This window comes from Sphingomonas phoenicis, assembly GCF_047238005.1.
Classification (GTDB): domain Bacteria; phylum Pseudomonadota; class Alphaproteobacteria; order Sphingomonadales; family Sphingomonadaceae; genus Sphingomonas.
On record NZ_JBDFMC010000002.1, the window covers coordinates 1,711,084 to 1,727,472 of the forward strand.

11 protein-coding genes are annotated in these 16,389 nt (G+C 66.8%); 9 read left to right on the forward strand and 2 right to left on the reverse strand.

All coding sequences use genetic code 11. From position 1 onward, the window contains the following. Positions 1–90: 90 nt before the first annotated feature. Positions 91–1,326: an ROK family transcriptional regulator gene (locus ABC319_RS09395; protein ID WP_413069967.1), complete on the forward strand. Its 1,236-nt coding sequence runs from the start codon at positions 91–93 to the stop codon at positions 1,324–1,326. A gap of 4 nt (positions 1,327–1,330) precedes the next feature. Here ABC319_RS09395 and ABC319_RS09400 read toward each other — a convergent pair whose 3' ends face one another. Together ABC319_RS09400 and ABC319_RS09405 are read right to left on the reverse strand one after the other, a co-directional pair. Further along, positions 1,331–2,365, reverse strand: coding sequence for a cupin-like domain-containing protein (locus tag ABC319_RS09400; RefSeq protein ID WP_413069968.1), 1,035 nt, complete (start codon positions 2,363–2,365; stop codon positions 1,331–1,333). Between the two features lie 41 nt (positions 2,366–2,406). Then, positions 2,407–5,787 carry a TonB-dependent receptor gene (locus ABC319_RS09405; RefSeq protein WP_413069969.1) on the reverse strand — a complete coding sequence of 1,127 codons (3,381 nt, stop codon included), beginning with the start codon at positions 5,785–5,787 and terminating at the stop codon, positions 2,407–2,409. Positions 5,788–5,996: 209 nt separating this feature from the next. Here ABC319_RS09405 and ABC319_RS09410 point away from each other — a divergent pair, with 209 nt between their 5' ends. From ABC319_RS09410 to ABC319_RS09445, 8 genes are all read left to right on the forward strand, one after another. After that, positions 5,997–7,499, forward strand: coding sequence for a tryptophan halogenase family protein (locus ABC319_RS09410; RefSeq protein ID WP_413069970.1), 1,503 nt, complete (start codon positions 5,997–5,999; stop codon positions 7,497–7,499). Continuing rightward, complete coding sequence (locus ABC319_RS09415) at positions 7,496–8,893, forward strand: tryptophan 7-halogenase (RefSeq protein WP_413069971.1); 1,398 nt, start codon at positions 7,496–7,498, stop codon at positions 8,891–8,893. Before ABC319_RS09410 ends, ABC319_RS09415 begins: the two co-directional genes overlap by 4 nt. Then, complete coding sequence (locus ABC319_RS09420; RefSeq protein ID WP_413069972.1) at positions 8,890–10,386, forward strand: tryptophan halogenase family protein; 1,497 nt, start codon at positions 8,890–8,892, stop codon at positions 10,384–10,386. Before ABC319_RS09415 ends, ABC319_RS09420 begins: the two co-directional genes overlap by 4 nt. A 135-nt stretch (positions 10,387–10,521) precedes the next feature. Beyond that, a complete protein-coding gene (locus tag ABC319_RS09425; RefSeq protein ID WP_413069973.1) occupies positions 10,522–12,486 on the forward strand; it encodes a sialate O-acetylesterase in 1,965 nt (654 codons plus the stop codon). Positions 12,487–12,512: 26 nt separating this feature from the next. After that, on the forward strand, positions 12,513–13,715 hold the full coding sequence (locus ABC319_RS09430; protein ID WP_413069974.1) for a family 8 glycosyl hydrolase: 1,203 nt from the start codon (positions 12,513–12,515) through the stop codon (positions 13,713–13,715). 60 nt (positions 13,716–13,775) lie between these two features. Continuing rightward, the gene (locus ABC319_RS09435) at positions 13,776–14,078 is read left to right on the forward strand and encodes a PadR family transcriptional regulator (protein ID WP_413069975.1); all 303 of its coding nucleotides are present in this window, start codon (positions 13,776–13,778) and stop codon (positions 14,076–14,078) included. Next, positions 14,066–14,716: a hypothetical protein gene (locus ABC319_RS09440; protein ID WP_413069976.1), complete on the forward strand. Its 651-nt coding sequence runs from the start codon at positions 14,066–14,068 to the stop codon at positions 14,714–14,716. The genes ABC319_RS09435 and ABC319_RS09440 overlap by 13 nt, the downstream gene beginning before the upstream one ends. Positions 14,717–14,865: 149 nt before the next feature. Then, positions 14,866–16,377, forward strand: a complete 1,512-nt coding sequence (locus ABC319_RS09445; RefSeq protein WP_413069977.1) for an alpha/beta hydrolase family protein — start codon at positions 14,866–14,868, stop codon at positions 16,375–16,377. The last annotated feature ends 12 nt before the right edge of the window (positions 16,378–16,389 follow it).

The following is a 16,389-nucleotide window of genomic DNA, read 5'->3' on the forward strand; positions in this document are numbered from 1 at the left end:
CAGCATCATCGTATACGACGTTGCGGACAAAGTCGTCGGACGGTAGCCGCAAATTCGACGCCGTCAGCGGCCAGCGATGTGGGAAACGCTTTGCAAGATCCGGCAATCGACGAAATCGGGAGTGGGGCCGACACCTCAACGCCCACGGATACGCGGGAACGGCGGCTGTCGCGCAGCCTGTCCGGCACCAATTTGGCGCGGGCCGGCGATTACAATCTCCGCACGGTGCTACAGGCGATCCGCATCTCCTCGACAACGACCCGCGTCGATATCGCGCAACAGACCGGGCTGACCGCCCCGACCATTGCGAACATTACGAGCCGATTGACCGAGATGGGCCTGGTCAAGGTGACGGGGCGCAAGCAGGGCGGCCGCGGCCAGCCCGCACTGCAACTGGAGGTCGAGCCGGATGGTGCGTTTGCGATCGGGCTGAACGTCGATCGCGATCACCTGACTCTCGTCATCCTCGATCTCGCTGGCGTGGTCCGTGCTCGTGCATCGCGTGATATGGCCTTTGCGCTGCCCGAGGATGTCGCAGCCTTCGTACGCGAGCATCTCGACGCTGCCCTGGCGGAGGGTGCCATCGATCGCACGCGCATCCTGGGTGTGGGCGTGGCGATGCCGGACGATCTCGGCCGCATCGCCCTGCCCGGCCGGCCGGGCGGCTATGGCATTTGGGCGACGACCGACCTGACCCGGTTGCTCGGCGACATCCTGCCCTGGCCCATCCATTGCGACAACGATGCCGCCGCCGCCGCGCTGGGCGAGGCGGAATATGGCAGCGGGTTCGACAATCCCAGCTTCTTCTACCTTCTCGTCAGTGCGGGTCTGGGCGGCGGGGTGGTGATGGATCGCACCTATCATCGCGGCGCCAATGCCCGCTCCGGCGAGATCGGCCTGATGCCCGACCCCACCGCCGGTCGCATGGGCGCCACGATCCAGGATACGGTATCGGTATCTGCGCTGCTGGAACGGCTGCATGCTGCCGGCCACCGCGTCGACGTCCACGCCATTCCGGATGCCGCTGCGCCGGTGGTGGATGCTTGGCTGCACGATGCGGTCCGCTCGCTCACCGGCCCTCTGATCGCAATCAACTGCCTGTTCGACCCCGACGCCGTGCTGATCGGCGGCCGCCTGCCGATGTCGCTGATCGAGCGGATGGCGGACGCGCTGTCCAGGGCGCTGGCGGCCCATGACCTGCCGTCGCATACCCGCATCGTTCCGGCCGCAATGGCGCAGGACGGCCCGGCGATTGGCGCGGCCATCCTGCCCTTCCTCGATCATCTGCTACCGTCGGATGCGATCCTGATCCAGGCGGGCCGTTGATCGGTCAGTCTCGCTCCAGCGTCCGCTGCAGATAGGCGCGGATGCGCGCGGTCCGCTCCGGCGAGGGGGCGCCCAGTACCCCACGGCTAGGGGGCGGCAGATGGTCCGCCGCTTCTCTTGCTCCCGGTCCGAACACATACATGTCGAACCAGCTTCGCACGGCATCCCGCTCGCCGGATGGCAGGTCGCGAATGGTCAGAATGGCGTGGATCAGTGCCGGGAACGGCGACATCTCCCCTGCGCGACCCCACCAGTAATTGACCAGGACGTTCAACGGCCCAGTCGCCTTCACGTCGTGCCACCACATCGAAGGGACGTAGATAGCATCGCCGGGCTCCAACTCGGCCACCGTCATTGCCGCCAGTGCCCGCGCGAACCGGGGATAGCGCGCCAGATCCGGCGCCTCCAGGTCGACCATGCTGGCCGGCTGCCCCGCCATGGTATGGTCGAGCGGTCCGACATACAGGTTCGGTCCCTGCTCGGGCGGAAAGATCGCGAAGCGCCGCTGCCCCGCGACCACCGCAGCGACGTTGCTCGATATGTCGTAATGGGTCGATACGCGACTGCCGTTGCCCAGCCACAGGCGCGGAAAGGCATCCGGCGGCAGCAGTGGCAACGGGTTGGCAGCCGGCCAGCCCGGAAAATTCTCGTCGATCAGCGTCGCGCCGGCATAGAGCGCGGGCACGACGGGATCGCTTTGCTGCTGTACCAACTGGTGCAGCAGCACCGGCAGCGTGACTTTCGCCCGCTCGAAATTGAACCCATCGAAATCGTCGCGGTAGAAGAAGCGGCCGCCGATCTGCGGCGCTCCGACCATCACGTTCGCCGGCGCGTCCGATGCCGCGTCCAGCAGATAATCGGCCATCGCCTCGACCGATTGACGCGCAGCGGCGACGGCGGGCCAGTGTGCCACCAGCCCGCGCATCACGACCGGCCGGTCGCCCTTCGCGATCTCGTTGGCGAATATCTCCGGCGTGACGTTGCTGCGTTCCGCAACGCGGGGTGCGCGCGCGACGACGGTGTCGTGTCGGTCCGTCACCGTCATATCGCCGCGCACCCGTTATCTGCCTGTCGTCGCCCCTAATAGGTGAGGCGCACCGTCAGCGTATAGGTGCGATCGTTCTTGAACACCCGGTTGAACGCCTCCAGTCCCTGGCCGTTCAACGCGAAGTTGGTGCGGGTGTTCGCATCCAGCAGGTTCGATCCCGTAATGCCGATCTTGAAGTTCTTATTGACCGTCACGAACGCCGAGGCGTCGAGCTGCCCGGTAGCCAGCGAGTAGACCGGCAGGAACGGGAAGCAACAGTCCCGGTTCGTCAACAGGAACTTCGAGCGCCAGCTATACGCCACGCGGGCATAGAAAGCGCCGAGATCGTAGAATCCTGCCACGTTGAAGTTGTGCTTCGACAATCCCTGCAACGGCAGATTGTCGTACAGACCGGCCACATCCTGCGGCGGACGGCTGCCATCGGCCGCGCCGTTCGCCGGCACCGGGTTCGGGATTTTGCCCGCGTCGACATAGGTATAGGTCGCCTGCATGCCGAGCCCACGCAAAGCGCCGGGCAGGAAGTCCCATGTCTGCTGATACGCGATCTCGGCGCCCTTGATCGACGACGAGCCGGATACGTTCGCGGGACCATTGACCTGGATGTCGAACGTCTGCCCGTTGCTGGTCAGCGTACGGGTGTACCCGTAATTGTCGACGATGATGTTCGACAGATCCTTGTAGAACAGTGCGCCGGTCAACGAACCGACCTTGGCGAAGTACCATTCCGCAGTCAGATCGAACTGCTTCGCCTCCACCGGCCGCAGGAACGGATTGCGCGATTGTGCGGCGAAACCGAAATTACCCGCCGTATTCGAGCCGGAGGGGCTGACGCCGACATAGTTGCGAAGGTCGCCGAAGTTCGGCCGCGAGATCGCCTTCGATGCGGCACCGCGGATGAGGAAGGAGGGCGTCAGCTGCAACTTGACGTTCAGGCTTGGCAGCCAGAAATCAAATTTCTGCTTCGCGATATCCGGAGTGGAGGAGCCGTTCGCGAAAGCGACGATCGCCGCCTGCTGTGCGGCAGGCACCGTACAGATCGCCGCGATGGTGCCCTGACCATTCGGTTTTTCTACCTGAGACCGGCAGAACCCGGCCAGTGTTCTCGGATAGGGCTGTCCGTTCAGGTCATTACCCAGATTGCTCGCATCGAAAACCTGGCTTTGCTGCGGGAAGGTGATGGCACCAGTGGATTCATCGCGCGTGTTGACATAGCGCAAGCCGACATTGCCCGACAGGCTCATGCCGTTACCGAAATCGTCGATGCCGAAGTCGGCGCGAGCATAGAAGGCCAGCGTCCGCTCACGATTGCGGTACAGCTCGCTGGGCAGGTAGACGCCGTCGACCAAGGGCGAGCCGTCGGCGGTGGTCCGGTCCTCGGCCGGACGATAGCTGCCCCCTCCGAGGGCAGTCACGCGACGCAACAGGTCGGTGAACGCGTCGTGGTCGCCCAGAATCGCGTCAGGCACGAATGTCGCGCTTGGCGGCGTCGTCGCCTTGCCCCGGAAGAAGTCGGTGAAGTTGTACAGCTGCCCCTCGCCGGGTTGCAGATTGGCGTACGAGATCGGGCCGTTGCCTGACCATGTTTCCGACAGGTAACCCCAGTTGTTATAGTCGACGGCCTTCACCAACTGCTTGCGATCGGAATAGCGACCACCGACGCGAACGTTGCGCAGGAACGAGTCCTCGCTGACGTCATACTGCGCGTCGGCTCGAAATGCGTATTCGTGCCCGTCGTTCGACTGGCGACCGTTGAACGCATCGCGGAAGTAGATCGAATTCGGGTTGGCGAAATAGCTTGCCGTGTCGAAGCCCGGCGTGATCGACTGGATGACCGGCGTGTCGCCGCGCAAATCGATGAAGGTCTGCGAGAAGGTGGCGGTATCCAGGATGTCGTCCATCACCTTGACCTTGGACGTGACATACTGCCCGTCCAGGTTGAGGTGCAGGCGCTCCGTCGGCTCGAGCTTGATATTGAGAGACTGATCCTGCGTGATCGACTTGCTGTAGAAGTGGCGGTTGCTTTCGGTCGTGAACACGCCGTTCGGTGCGAACTGGGTCAGTGGGCCATAGCCTACGCCCGGCCGATTGCCCTGCACCTGACCAGTGCGCTTGCCGATCGTGCCGCTGGTGAAGATGCCGTCGTCGTCATAGGTGAAGCCGCTGGATCCGACCGGGAAGGTGGTGGTGACGTCACCATAATAGACGTTGGGCTCGACCGTGTGCTCCAGCCACTCCTCCTTCGACTCGGCGCGCAGGAACTGGCCGGTGACGAGCACCGATCCTGACGCGTTCTCGTACTGGACGGCGCCCGAATAGCCGATGCGGTTGCGGTCGAAATCCTGGGTGCGCGATCCGCCGCCCAGCGGCGCGTAGACGAAGTCGCGGCCGGCGGGGACCGGGAAGGTATCGAACAAAGTCGACTGATACGGCGTACCCGCATTGATCACGCGGCCCTCGCCCGTGTCCTGCACGCCGTTGCCGTTCCGGTCGTCATTGTACCGCGGCAGCATCGACGACACGAAGACCGAGTCGGCGCGACTGCGGATACGCTGATAGGTGACGCTCGCCAGCACGCCGAACCGGCCCGCCGCGCCCGCGTCGAACTGGCGCGAGATCAGCGCGACTCCCTGCGGCGACGCACGCTTCTCGAGGTCGCCATAGTTGAGTCCGCCGGACAGAAAGAGCAGGTTCTCCTTCGAATCGAACGGTTTGCGGGTGTTGATGTTGACCGTGCCGGCAATGCCGCCCTCGACCAGGTCGGCACTCAGATTCTTGAACACCTCGATCGATCCGACGATCTCGGAGGGAATGTCGTTGAAGCCGATCTCGCGACCGCCACCGGCAGCGAACGCATCGCGGCCGTTGAATTCGCCGCGCACATAGCTGAGGCCGCGTATGACGACACCGGACCCCTGTGCCGAGTAATGCTGCGAGTCGTTGGGAGCGGCGAAGCGGCTGATCGCGACGCCTGGAACGCGCTGCAACGCTTCGTTCACCGATCGATCGGGCAGCGCGCCGATATCCTCTGCCGTGATCGCGTCGACCACCGTATCCGAGTTGCGCTTGATGTTCTGCGCATTAGCCAGACTTTGGCGGACGCCGGTGACGACGATCTCATCGCGCTCGGTGTCGGGCGGCGTGTCCGCCACATCCTGCGAGGCGCCCGAAGTGCCCGAGGTGCTTGATGCCGATCCCTGTCCGCTCGTCGCTGTGCCCGACCGCGCACTCGCCGTGCCCGAGAAGGTGCCCGACGATCCCGACCCGGCGGGCTTCGATGGCGCCGCCTGATCGTCCTGGACCGGATCGGCAGTCTGCGCGGCAGCCTGACCCGCGGCCAGAAGCGCGATGGCGGAGGCGCCCAGGAAAAGGCGACACAAGCTGTTCTTCGCCGCGCGGTTAACGGACATGATCATGGCTTCCCCTCAAGCTCCTCACCCATTTCCTGCTCGCGCGATTGGCCTCCGCGATACAGATCGACCGTCTAAGTTATTGAATTAACCTTTGACATCATACAGGCTAAAACGGCGCTTGATCCGGCACAAGGGATAAAGCAACTTGATGTAAGTATTCGTCGGCCTAGTGTGGCGGAATGGTTACAGGGTGGCACGAACACCCGTCGGGGATGGATGAAGCGGTGCGTGGCAGGCGTTTGAAGGTCGTCATCGTCGGTGGGGGAACCGCCGGCTGGATGAGCGCCGCGGCTCTGGTCGGCATCGTGCCCGATGCGGTCGACGTCGAGCTGGTCGAGTCCGAGGTGATCGGCATCGTTGGCGTCGGTGAGGCGACGCTGCCCCATCTCCGCGGATTCATCGAGCGGCTAGGCATCGACGAGCGGGCGTTCATGGCCGCGACCGAAGCGACCTTCAAACTCGGGATCGACTTTCGCGATTTCGGCGCGATCGGCGACCGGTATATCCATCCGTTCGGCACCTTCGGTCGCGAGCTGAATGGCGTTCCCTTTCATCATTACTGGGCGCGCCTGCACCACGCGGACCGGGCCGCACCGCTGGGCGAACACTCCATCGGTGTCGCGGCAGCGCGTGCCAACCGGTTCGCCCGGCCGACAGGTGATCCGGCCGATCCGCTGTCCGCCTATGGCTATGCCTATCAGTTCGACGCCACCCGATTCGCCCCGTTCCTGCGCGCCCATGCCGAGGCACGCGGCGTGCGCCGTACAGAGGGGCGCATCGTCAGCGTCGAGCGGACCGACCAAGGCGATGTCGCGGCGGTCAGGCTGGCAGACGGGACAATGGTGGCGGGCGATCTGTTCATCGACTGCTCCGGCTTTGCCAGCCTTCTCCTCGGCGACGCTCTGGGGGAGGAATGGGAGGACTGGTCTCACTGGCTGCCGTGCGATCGCGCGGTCGCTCTGCCATGCACCTCGCCGCCCGGATCGATAGAACCTTACACCCGCGCCACCGCTATGCCGGCGGGGTGGCGGTGGCGCATTCCGCTGCGTCATCGCGTGGGCAACGGCCATGTGTATGCCTCGGCATGGCAGGACGATGCCCGGGCGGCGGACGCGCTGATCGCGTCGCTGGACGGCGCACCGCTGGCGGAGCCGCGCTTCTTGCGCTTTCGGGCGGGACGGCGGCGGCGCAGCTGGGTCGGAAACGTCGTCGCCATCGGCCTCGCGTCCGGCTTTCTCGAACCCCTGGAATCGACCAGTATCTACCTGGTGCAGATGGCCATCACCGAACTGATCGAACATCTGCCCGACGACCGGATCGACGATGCCGACCGTGACGGTTTCAACGCAGAGGTCGACCGCGAATATGATCGCATCCGCGACTTCCTGATTCTTCATTATCACGCCACTACGCGCGATGATTCGCCATTCTGGCGGCACGTTCGCACCATGGACGTACCCCCCAGCCTTGAGGAGAAGATCGCGCTGTTCCGCCGATCCGGCCGGGTCGCGCATTATTCGCGCGGGCTGTTCCTCGAACCCAGTTGGGTCGCCGTCTATGTCGGTCAGGGGATCGTGCCCGACGGATGGGACCAGCGCGCCGCCGCCGCCGACCTCGGCGGTCTGGAGCGTGCCATGACATCGCTGCGCCAGGGAATTGCGACCGCCGTCGAGGCGATGCCAACGCACCACGTGGCACTGGGCCAGGAATCGTGACGGCTCGCCAGCCGATCCGATCGGTCGTTGTTCTGGGTGCCGGCCTCACCGGCCTCTCGGCGGCGATCGCCTTCGCCCGGACGCTGCCCGGGATCGGAGTGCTGCTGATCGAAACGCCGGCGGATCCGGCCGCGCTCGCGGATCGGCTGCCGGCTATCCTGCCGAGCGGACTGGCCTTTCTGGACCGGTTGGGCTTTGATCCCGATGGGCTGGTCGCCACCGGTGTGGCCGTCCCACGGACGGCAACCCGCTATGCCGGCTGGCGGCCCGACGCGAGCGACGCGCTGCATGTCTTCGGCGATGCCGACGGGATGACGGGCGACTTCTATCGCAGCTGGCTGGCGCTGATCCGCGACGGGTATCCGTTGCCGTTCCACCGCCATCTTGCCAGCGGTGCCGCGGCGGAGGGAGAACGCCTCAGCGCGGCTACCGACCCGGGAAGCGGTTCCTTCGCGCTGCGGCTTGACCCCGATCGTGCTCGCGCATCGTTCATCCACGCCGCGCAACAGCTCGGCGTCCGCATGGCGCGCGGGCAGATCGTCGGCGCGGCACGCCGTGAGGATGGCGGCGTCGCGGCGGTACTGCTTGACGACGATCGCCGCGCCTCTGCGGACCTGTTCGTCGATGCCACCGGTCCCGCCGCGCTTCTCGCCAACCTCATCGAACGCGACAGCGACGCAACGAGCTTTGTCGACTGGTCGGCCATCCTGCCCGAGGATCGGCTGACGTTGGACAAGCGCATCGGGACGGATCCGTCCCCGGTCGACAGGGTCGAGCGGACGGCGACCGGCTGGCGCGCCGAGTGGTCGCTGGGCGATCACCAGCTGGTCGGGATCGCGAGCGCCGCCGCTGCCCCGCCACTGCCGGCGCACAGCGGCGACACGATCGTCCTGCATCCCGGCCGGCGGCAGGATCCGTGGCGGCACAATGTGCTGGCGCTGGGCGATGCCGCGGCCTGTGCGGGGGCACTGGAATGGACAGGCCTGCCGCTGGCCCACGCGGCGCTGGAGCTGGCACTGGAATTGCTGCCGGGGCGCGACATGCATCCGCTGGAGCTGGCCGAATACAACCGCCGCTGGCGGCTGAGAGCGGACCGGATCCGCGACTTTCTGGCGCTTCTCCATCCCGCCGGCCCGACGCATATCCGTCATGCCAGTGGGGTGCAGTTCGCACGGCGCGGGCTGCTACCCCATCACGAAGAAGAGACGTTCGAGCGCGACAGCTGGGTGACCATGCTGCTCGGCCTGGGCGTGATGCCCGAACGCGCCGATCCGCGACCGCCGATCCACGACGCCGCGGGTCTGGCGGCGCTGGCCGCGCGGCTGGACGCCGCAGCCGCGAAGATGCGATCCTTCCCCGAAGCGTTGCGCCGCTGGCAGGAGACCTCCCGGTGAATCAGCCGATCGAACGCGTCGTCATCGTCGGCGGCGGCACGGCCGGCTGGATGATGGCGGCGGCGGCCGCACGCTTCCTCGACGATGGTCATCGCACCATCACGCTGGTCGAATCCGACGCGATCGGCACCGTCGGAGTCGGCGAGGCGACAATCCCGCCGATTCTGCAGTTCAACGCCATGCTCGGCATCGACGAGGGTGAGTTCCTGCGTGCTACGCGCGGCAGCTTCAAGCTGGGCATCGAGTTCGTCGGGTGGGACACCGGCCATGATCGCTATTTCCACCCCTTCGGCACCCTGGGTCGCGATTTCGAGGGACTGAACTTCCATCAGCTTTGGCTGAAGCTGCGCGGCCAACCCGGCATCGGTACGCTCGGCGATTACGCGATGGCGGCGGTGGCGGCACGGGCCGATCGGTTCGTGAACCCGGTCGCCGACCCGCGCTCGCCGCTGTCCGGCCTCGCCTATGCCTATCACTTCGACGCCGGGCTCTATGCATCGTTTCTCCGCACGCGAGCCGAGCAGGGCGGCGTACGCCGCATCGAGGGGCGGATCGGCGGCGTCGAGCGGAACGGCGTCAGCGGCCACGTCGCCTGCGTGACCCTGGAGGACGGACGCCGGATCGAGGGCGACCTGTTCATCGACTGTTCGGGCTTTCGCAGCCTCCTGCTAGGCGATGCCATGGGCGTGCCATTCGAGGACTGGTCGCATTGGCTGCCCTGCGACCGCGCGATCGCCGTGCCGAGCGCCGCGATGGCCGCTCCGCCGCCCTTTACCCGGGCGACTGCACAGGCTGCCGGATGGCAGTGGCGCATTCCACTCCAGCACCGGACCGGCAACGGCCACGTCTATTCCAGCGCGCACATGGACGATGTCGCGGCCGAACGGATCCTGATCGATGGACTGGAAACGCCGCCGGTCGGCGAGCCCCGGCTGCTGTCTTTCCGCACCGGGCGGCGGGCGCGGCAGTGGGAGGGCAATGTCGTCGCGCTCGGCCTGGCCGGCGGCTTCCTCGAGCCACTCGAATCTACCAGCATCCACATGATCCAGACCGGCATCGCCCGACTGTTCGCGCTGTTTCCGGACCGCCGGTTTTCCCCGGTCGAGCGCGACGCGTACAACCGACTGATGGGTGACGCCTATGCCGCGATCCGCGACTTCATCATTCTCCACTATCACGCCACCCGGCGCGACGACTCGCCGTTCTGGCGCTATGTCAGGACGATGCCGATACCGGACAGCCTGGCCGAGAAGCTCGCGCTGTTCCGGGAGAAGGGGCGCATCTTCCGCTATCAGGACGATCTGTTCTCTGTGCCGAGCTGGGTCGCCGTGCTGCTCGGCCAGAATGTCGTGCCGAATGGCTACGATCCCATCGTCGACGCTCTCGATGCCGATCGGGTCGCCGAAACGATGCGCCGCATCGCCGCCGCGAACGTCGCGGCCGCCCGCACCATGCCCCTCCACCGCGACATGCTCGCCCGGCTCGCCGGCTGAACGATGCGCGGCTCCGCTGCCACTCCTTGCCCATCGGAACGCCTTCATGCCCAGGACAGACCAGCCCCTGCTCGACCGGCGCGTGCTCTGCACCGCCGGAGCGGCATTGGCCCTTGCCGCCCCTGCAGGTGCAGTATGAGCATCGCACGTCGCGTCCGCATCGCGCTGCTCGTCTCGACGCTTGCGCTGCCGTCTGCCGCTGCGGCGCAGACCGCCGTCACGGCGCCGACCTTTGCCGGCATTTTCGGCAATCACGCCGTGCTGCAGCGCGATCGACCGATGCGCATCTGGGGACGCGCGGGCGCCGGTCGACCGATAACCGTCCAGCTGGGGGAGCGACGGGTGCGGGTCCGCGCGGACGCCGCGGGACGATGGCGCGCGACGTTGCCGGCGATGCCGGCCGGCGGCCCTTATGCGCTGACCGCCGCCGATGGCGCCGCAATCGCCACGCTGACCGACATCAAGGTCGGCGACGTCTATCTCTGCGGCGGCCAGTCGAACATGGAGTTTCCCGCCCGGCTGTCGACCAACGCCTGGAGCGGACTTGGCGGATCGGCGGATGACGATCTGCGCTTCGTCAACATCGCTCATGACAGCCAGCCGAGCCCATTAAAGGATTTCACCACGAGACCGAGCTGGCGAGTGGTCGGCCCGGAGACGGTGGGCGATGCGTCCGCGGTGTGCTTCTACATGGCCCGATCGCTGCGGCGGACGCAGAAGGTACCGATCGGCCTTGTCCATGCCAGCTGGGGCGGCACCACGATCCAAGGGTGGATGACGGCATCGTCGCTCGCCACGCTGCCATCCTACGCGCCGGGGCTGGCCGCCATCGATCTGCTCGCCAAGAACCCTGCCGCCGCACGGGCCAGCGAGGACCAGCGGGTCGAGGCATGGTGGGACGGGCACGATCCCAATGCCGCCACGCAGCGTGTCTGGCGGCAACCGGACTATGACGATGCAGGCTGGCCGACGCTGCGCGAGACTGGCGAGGTATCGTGGAAAAAGGCCGGCGTCCCTGCGCTTGCCGACTTCGAGGGCGTGGTCTGGTTGCGCAGCGAGATCGTCCTCACCGATGCTCAGGCGCAGGCCGTCGAGCGACTTCAACTCGGGCCGATCGACACCTACGACACCGCCTGGATCAACGGCATCCGCGTTGCCGGCGGGTCCGTTTCTTGGGTGTGGCGTGATTATGCCGTGCCGCGCGGGACGTTGCACGCGGGGCGCAACGTCATCGCTCTGCGCGTGTTGGGCGGCGGCGGTCTTGGCGGGCCGGTCGCCCAACGCGGATTTCGCACCACGGACGGGCAGCTCATCCCGATCGCTGGCTGGCGCTATCGCTCCGGTATGCGGGCCACGGGGCTCGCCGTTCCAGCAGCTCCGTGGGACGTACCCAACAGCCTCGTGACGCTGAACAACGGCATGATCGCGCCGCTGGGGCCGTTCGGGTTCAAGCTGGCGGCCTGGTACCAGGGCGAGTCGAACGCCGGTGCCGCTGCCGAATACCGCCGTCTGCTGCCGCTGATGATGGCCGATTGGCGGCGGCAGTTCGGCATCGCCGACCTGCCGTTCCTGGTCGTCCAGCTGACTTCGTTCGGCACGCCCTCCTCCGCGCCCGGCCAATCGGATTGGGCGCAGTTGCGCGATGCCCAGGCACGTGCCGTCGCGGCCGATCCGCATGCGGCGCTGGTGACGACGATCGACGTGGGCGACCGGTACGACATCCACCCGACACAGAAGACGGTGGTCGGCGAGCGGCTGGCTCGCGCCGCTCGCGCCGTTGCGTATGGTGCGGGGACCGCACCGGGCGGCCCGACAGCGGTGCGCGTGACCCGTAAGGCCGGAGACTTGGTGGTCGATTTTCGTGACAGCGGCGGTGGCCTGCGCACCTATAGCAGCGATGTCGCGACCGGGTTCGAGGCGTGCAGCGCCTCGCTGTGCCGCTACGTATCCGGCCGTGTCGCGGGTGACGCGATCGTACTGCCCGGTGCCGATCGGCCGGAGATCGTCCGGGTCCGCTATGCCTGGGCCGATGCACCCTATGTCAATCTCTTCGGCGCCGAGGATCTGCCCGTTGCTCCCTTCGATCTGCCGGTGAACTGACCGTGTCGATCCGCGGCAACCTCTGGATGCCGGTTCTCCTGGCGTCGGTCGCCGCAGTCTCGCCGGCGACCGCGAAGCGCCCGCTGCGCAACCTGGTTCGCGAATGGCGGCCGGCGATCACCGAGCGCGACGTCGATACGAAGCTGGCCGGCTATTGGCAGGCCCTGTTCGAAGGTGACGAGGCGCATCGCGTCGTCCACCCGGCCGCGCCGACACCGGACGGACCGGCCGCCTATGTCCTCGACACGGTCAATGGCGACGTGCGCAGCGAGGGAATGTCATACGGCATGATGATCGCGGTGCAGACCGGCCACAAGGCGTCGTTCGATGCGCTTTGGAACTGGGCCGCCACTTACATGCGCTACCGCGCCGGGCCGCGCGCCGGCTATTTCCGCTGGAGTTGCCGCCCTACCGGCTGCGTCGACGATGCGGCGCCCGCGTCCGATGGTGAGGAGTATATTGCTACTGCGCTGCTGATGGCTGCGGCGCGGTGGAAGAGCGGACTCGGCATTTACGACTACGAGCGTCAAGCGCAGTCGCTGCTCGACGCCATGCTGCACAAGCAGGACATGAATGGCGGGGTGATCGATGGCGTCACCGACCTCTTCGACCAGCTGACGGATCAGGTGGTGTTCGTTCCCGTTGGTGAAAGCGCCACCTTCACCGATCCGTCCTATCACCTGCCCGCCTTCTACCAACTTTGGGCAACACGCGCAGCGGGCTGGCGCGGGGCGCGGATGGCGGATCGGCGACGCTGGCGACGCATCGCCGCCGCCAGCCGCCGCTTCCTGGCGAAGAGCGCCCATCCCATCACCGCCTTGACCCCGGACTATGCCGAGTTCGATGGCCGACCGCGCCCGATCGATGGCCATGGCGACTTCCGCTACGACGCGCTGCGCACCGCGATGAACTGGTCGGTAGACCATGCATGGTGGGGCAGGAACCCTGCGGCGGTACGGCTCAGCGAACGCTTGCAACGCTTCTTCATCCAACAGGGGCCAGCGTACCCGGCCCGATATCGCCTGAATGGCGAGCCGCTGGGGCGCGAACGGTCGAACGCGCTGATCGCGGCCAACGCGGTCGCGTCGCTGGCGCTCATGGGCCCGCCTCGTGCCGCGTTCATCGCCCCTTTGTGGGCCATGGCACCGCCTACCGGCCCCGGCCGCTACTATGACGGCATGATCCAGTTCATGGCACTGCTGCACGTCACCGGCCGTTTCCGGCCCTAGTGATTGGTGACGCACCAAAGCGCCGTTGACTCTTAACTCTACATATGTTGTCATCGCGCCATGGTCCGCAAACGCCAACCGTCGAAGCAGATGCTGACGCTGCTGGAGGTACTCTCCACACAGGCGCAGCAGTGGCGTCACGGGTATGACCTGATGAAGGCTACGGGTCTCCAGTCCGGCACGCTCTACCCGCTGCTGATGCGGATGACCGATCAGGGCCTGGTCGAAGCGGAGTGGCGCGAGCCGGCTCATCCGGGACGCCCGCCCCGTCACGCTTATCGGCTGACCACGAGCGGCCTGGCCCTCGCGGTCGGCGTGAGACGCATCGGCGATCGGCCCGCCATCGAACCATGTCCGGCATGAACGCTACCCTTGCCCGCTGGCTGATGGCGCTCGCGACGGGCAGCATGGGCGACCATCGCCGCGACTGGGTGTGCGCCATGCAGGCCGAGTTCGAAGTGGCTATCGACGATGGACATCCCCTCTCGTTCGCCGCCGGCTGCCTCGTCGCCGCCTGGCGCGAACTGCTGCACCATTCGGCGAGCCGTTTCGCCTTGGCGAGCCACGCCCTCGCCCTGCTGCTGATCCTGCCAATGGCGGCGCTACTGCTGTCGGGCGCGATACTTGGCTTCCCCTATCTCGCATCCGCCCATCCCGGGCCGTTCGGCTTGGCGGTGGACGGAGCATCGTCGCTGCTGCTGAACGACGGCAACGTGGCCGTGGCGCCATCACTGACGCTCTTGGTGCTGATGCTCGCGGCGGTCGATTGCCGCGCGGCCTGGTTGCTGCTCGATCGGAATTGGGCCGGCGCCGCTGCCCTGACGAGACTCCACGCCGCGGCGACGGTCACGCTGGCGATCGTCGCGGCCATGCTCTCCCTCGACGTGACACGCCTGCTGCTGCCCGTCATCTGCCTCGTCACCCAATTACTCACCATCCCGGCGCTCTCCCGCTGGCATGCGCAGCTTCGCGGCGGCCAGACGAGCGAAGCGCCCGCCTGAACGATCCGTCGCGCCGATCCGCCCGGGCGTACCGTGTCATTCCAACCTGCTGCATCCCCCCACGGGCGCCCCGCTGCCGTCCGGTGGCAGCCGCTCGCCTGTATCCGGCCGAGCCGACCGTCGTCAGCGCAGACCTGAAGGAGAGATCCATGACCTTCTATCGACATGCATCCGCCCTCGCGCTGCTGCTGTCCGTCGCTGCAGTCGCGCATCCGGCGCTGGCCCAGGCGGACGATCCGATTGAGGTGGGCAAGTGGCAGGTATTCGGCACCACGCCCGCGTTCGGGCAAGACCCGGGCGTACCCGGCAGGGGGTATGTGCAAGTCGCCCCCCGCCTGACTCCGGGAAAGCCTTGGTCGAGCGGCGCGGGCATGGTGCTGCCCCGCCCGATCGCAGCAGGCGAGCGCGTCACCGTCCTGTTCTGGGCACGATCCGCCCGATCTGCCGACGTGCCGGTCACCATTCAGGGCGGCCCACCAAACTATACCGCCTTCGCCGCCAGCCGCATTGCAGTCTCGCCACGTTGGCAGCGCCACATGATCGTCGGCGTCGCTCCGTCCCATTTCGCCGCCGGATCGCAATCGCTGACGGTGCAACTAGGTCAGGTCCGCCATACGGTGTCGCTCGGCCCGGTCTTCTTCTTGCGCGGCGCTCACGATCTCGCCGCCGTCGACCGCGCCGCGGAGCGCTTCCGCCCGGTACAATTGGCCGAAGATGTACGCATCGCGTCCGATCCGGGGGTCGAACTGGCGGGCACCCTTCGGCTGCCAGCGCGGACCGGCGGGGCGCCATACCCGGTCGTGATCCTGCTTGCCGGCCATGGACCGTGGCCGCGAGGGGGCTTCCCGCTCCTCGTCGACCGGCTCACCGCCGCCGGCATCGCCACGCTAGACTATGACAAGCGCGGGATCGGCCAGTCCACGGGGGTCCACCTCGACACGATGGAATCGACCCGGCGGGACGCGGCGGCAGCGGTCGCCTACCTCCGCACGCGCCAGGATATCGACACGCGCCGAATCGCCCTGCTCGGCCTAAGCCAGGGCGGCGTGATCGCACCGGCGGTGGCGGCCGCCGATCCGCAGATCGCTGCCGTGGTCATGCTGGCCGGCCCGGCGGGGGAGCGGGGCACGATGTTCCTCGACGCGATGCGGGCCACGCTGGTCTCGGGCGAAACGCGCCGGGACGCGATCAAGCCGATCATCACGGCGGCGGCGGCGTTCATGGACGCCCACGCTACCGACGCTCCGGCACATGAAATCCGGCCCCGCGAGGAGGCGTTGCGCGCGGCCTTTCTCGCTGGCGGGCATTCGCAAGCAAAGGTAGCAGGCTTCATCGCCACACTCGGTAATCCGGTCGTCGTCTCTCAATATCGGGTTGCCGCCAACGATGCGCTTCGAGCGATCAAGGCACCGGTGCTGGCACTTTACGCAATCGACGACGATGTCGTACTGACCGCGCAGAGCCTGCCCCAGGCAAAAGTCGCCCTATCTGCCAACGCCGATGCGACCGTGACCGCCCTGCCGCGGGTCAACCACACCTTCCAGCGCCTGGAGGCCCGCGCCGACGGCAAGCCCGTGTTTTTCGGGTCGAGCGTATCGGATCCCACGACGCTGAATCTGGTCACCTCCTGGTTGCAAGAGCGGCTGCGGCCGCCGAGGTGACGTCACATTCAA

Excerpts from the sequence above, each read along its gene's own strand:
- ABC319_RS09430 (WP_413069974.1), top strand. The coding sequence starts at position 12,513 with ATGCCGGTTCTCCTGGCGTCGGTCGCCGCAGTCTCGCCGGCGACCGCG.
- ABC319_RS09440 (WP_413069976.1), top strand. The coding sequence starts at position 14,066 with ATGTCCGGCATGAACGCTACCCTTGCCCGCTGGCTGATGGCGCTCGCG.
- ABC319_RS09410 (WP_413069970.1), top strand. The coding sequence starts at position 5,997 with ATGGATGAAGCGGTGCGTGGCAGGCGTTTGAAGGTCGTCATCGTCGGT.
- ABC319_RS09445 (WP_413069977.1), top strand. The coding sequence starts at position 14,866 with ATGACCTTCTATCGACATGCATCCGCCCTCGCGCTGCTGCTGTCCGTC.
- ABC319_RS09435 (WP_413069975.1), top strand. The coding sequence starts at position 13,776 with ATGGTCCGCAAACGCCAACCGTCGAAGCAGATGCTGACGCTGCTGGAG.
- ABC319_RS09405 (WP_413069969.1), bottom strand. The coding sequence starts at position 5,787 with ATGATCATGTCCGTTAACCGCGCGGCGAAGAACAGCTTGTGTCGCCTT.
- ABC319_RS09425 (WP_413069973.1), top strand. The coding sequence starts at position 10,522 with ATGAGCATCGCACGTCGCGTCCGCATCGCGCTGCTCGTCTCGACGCTT.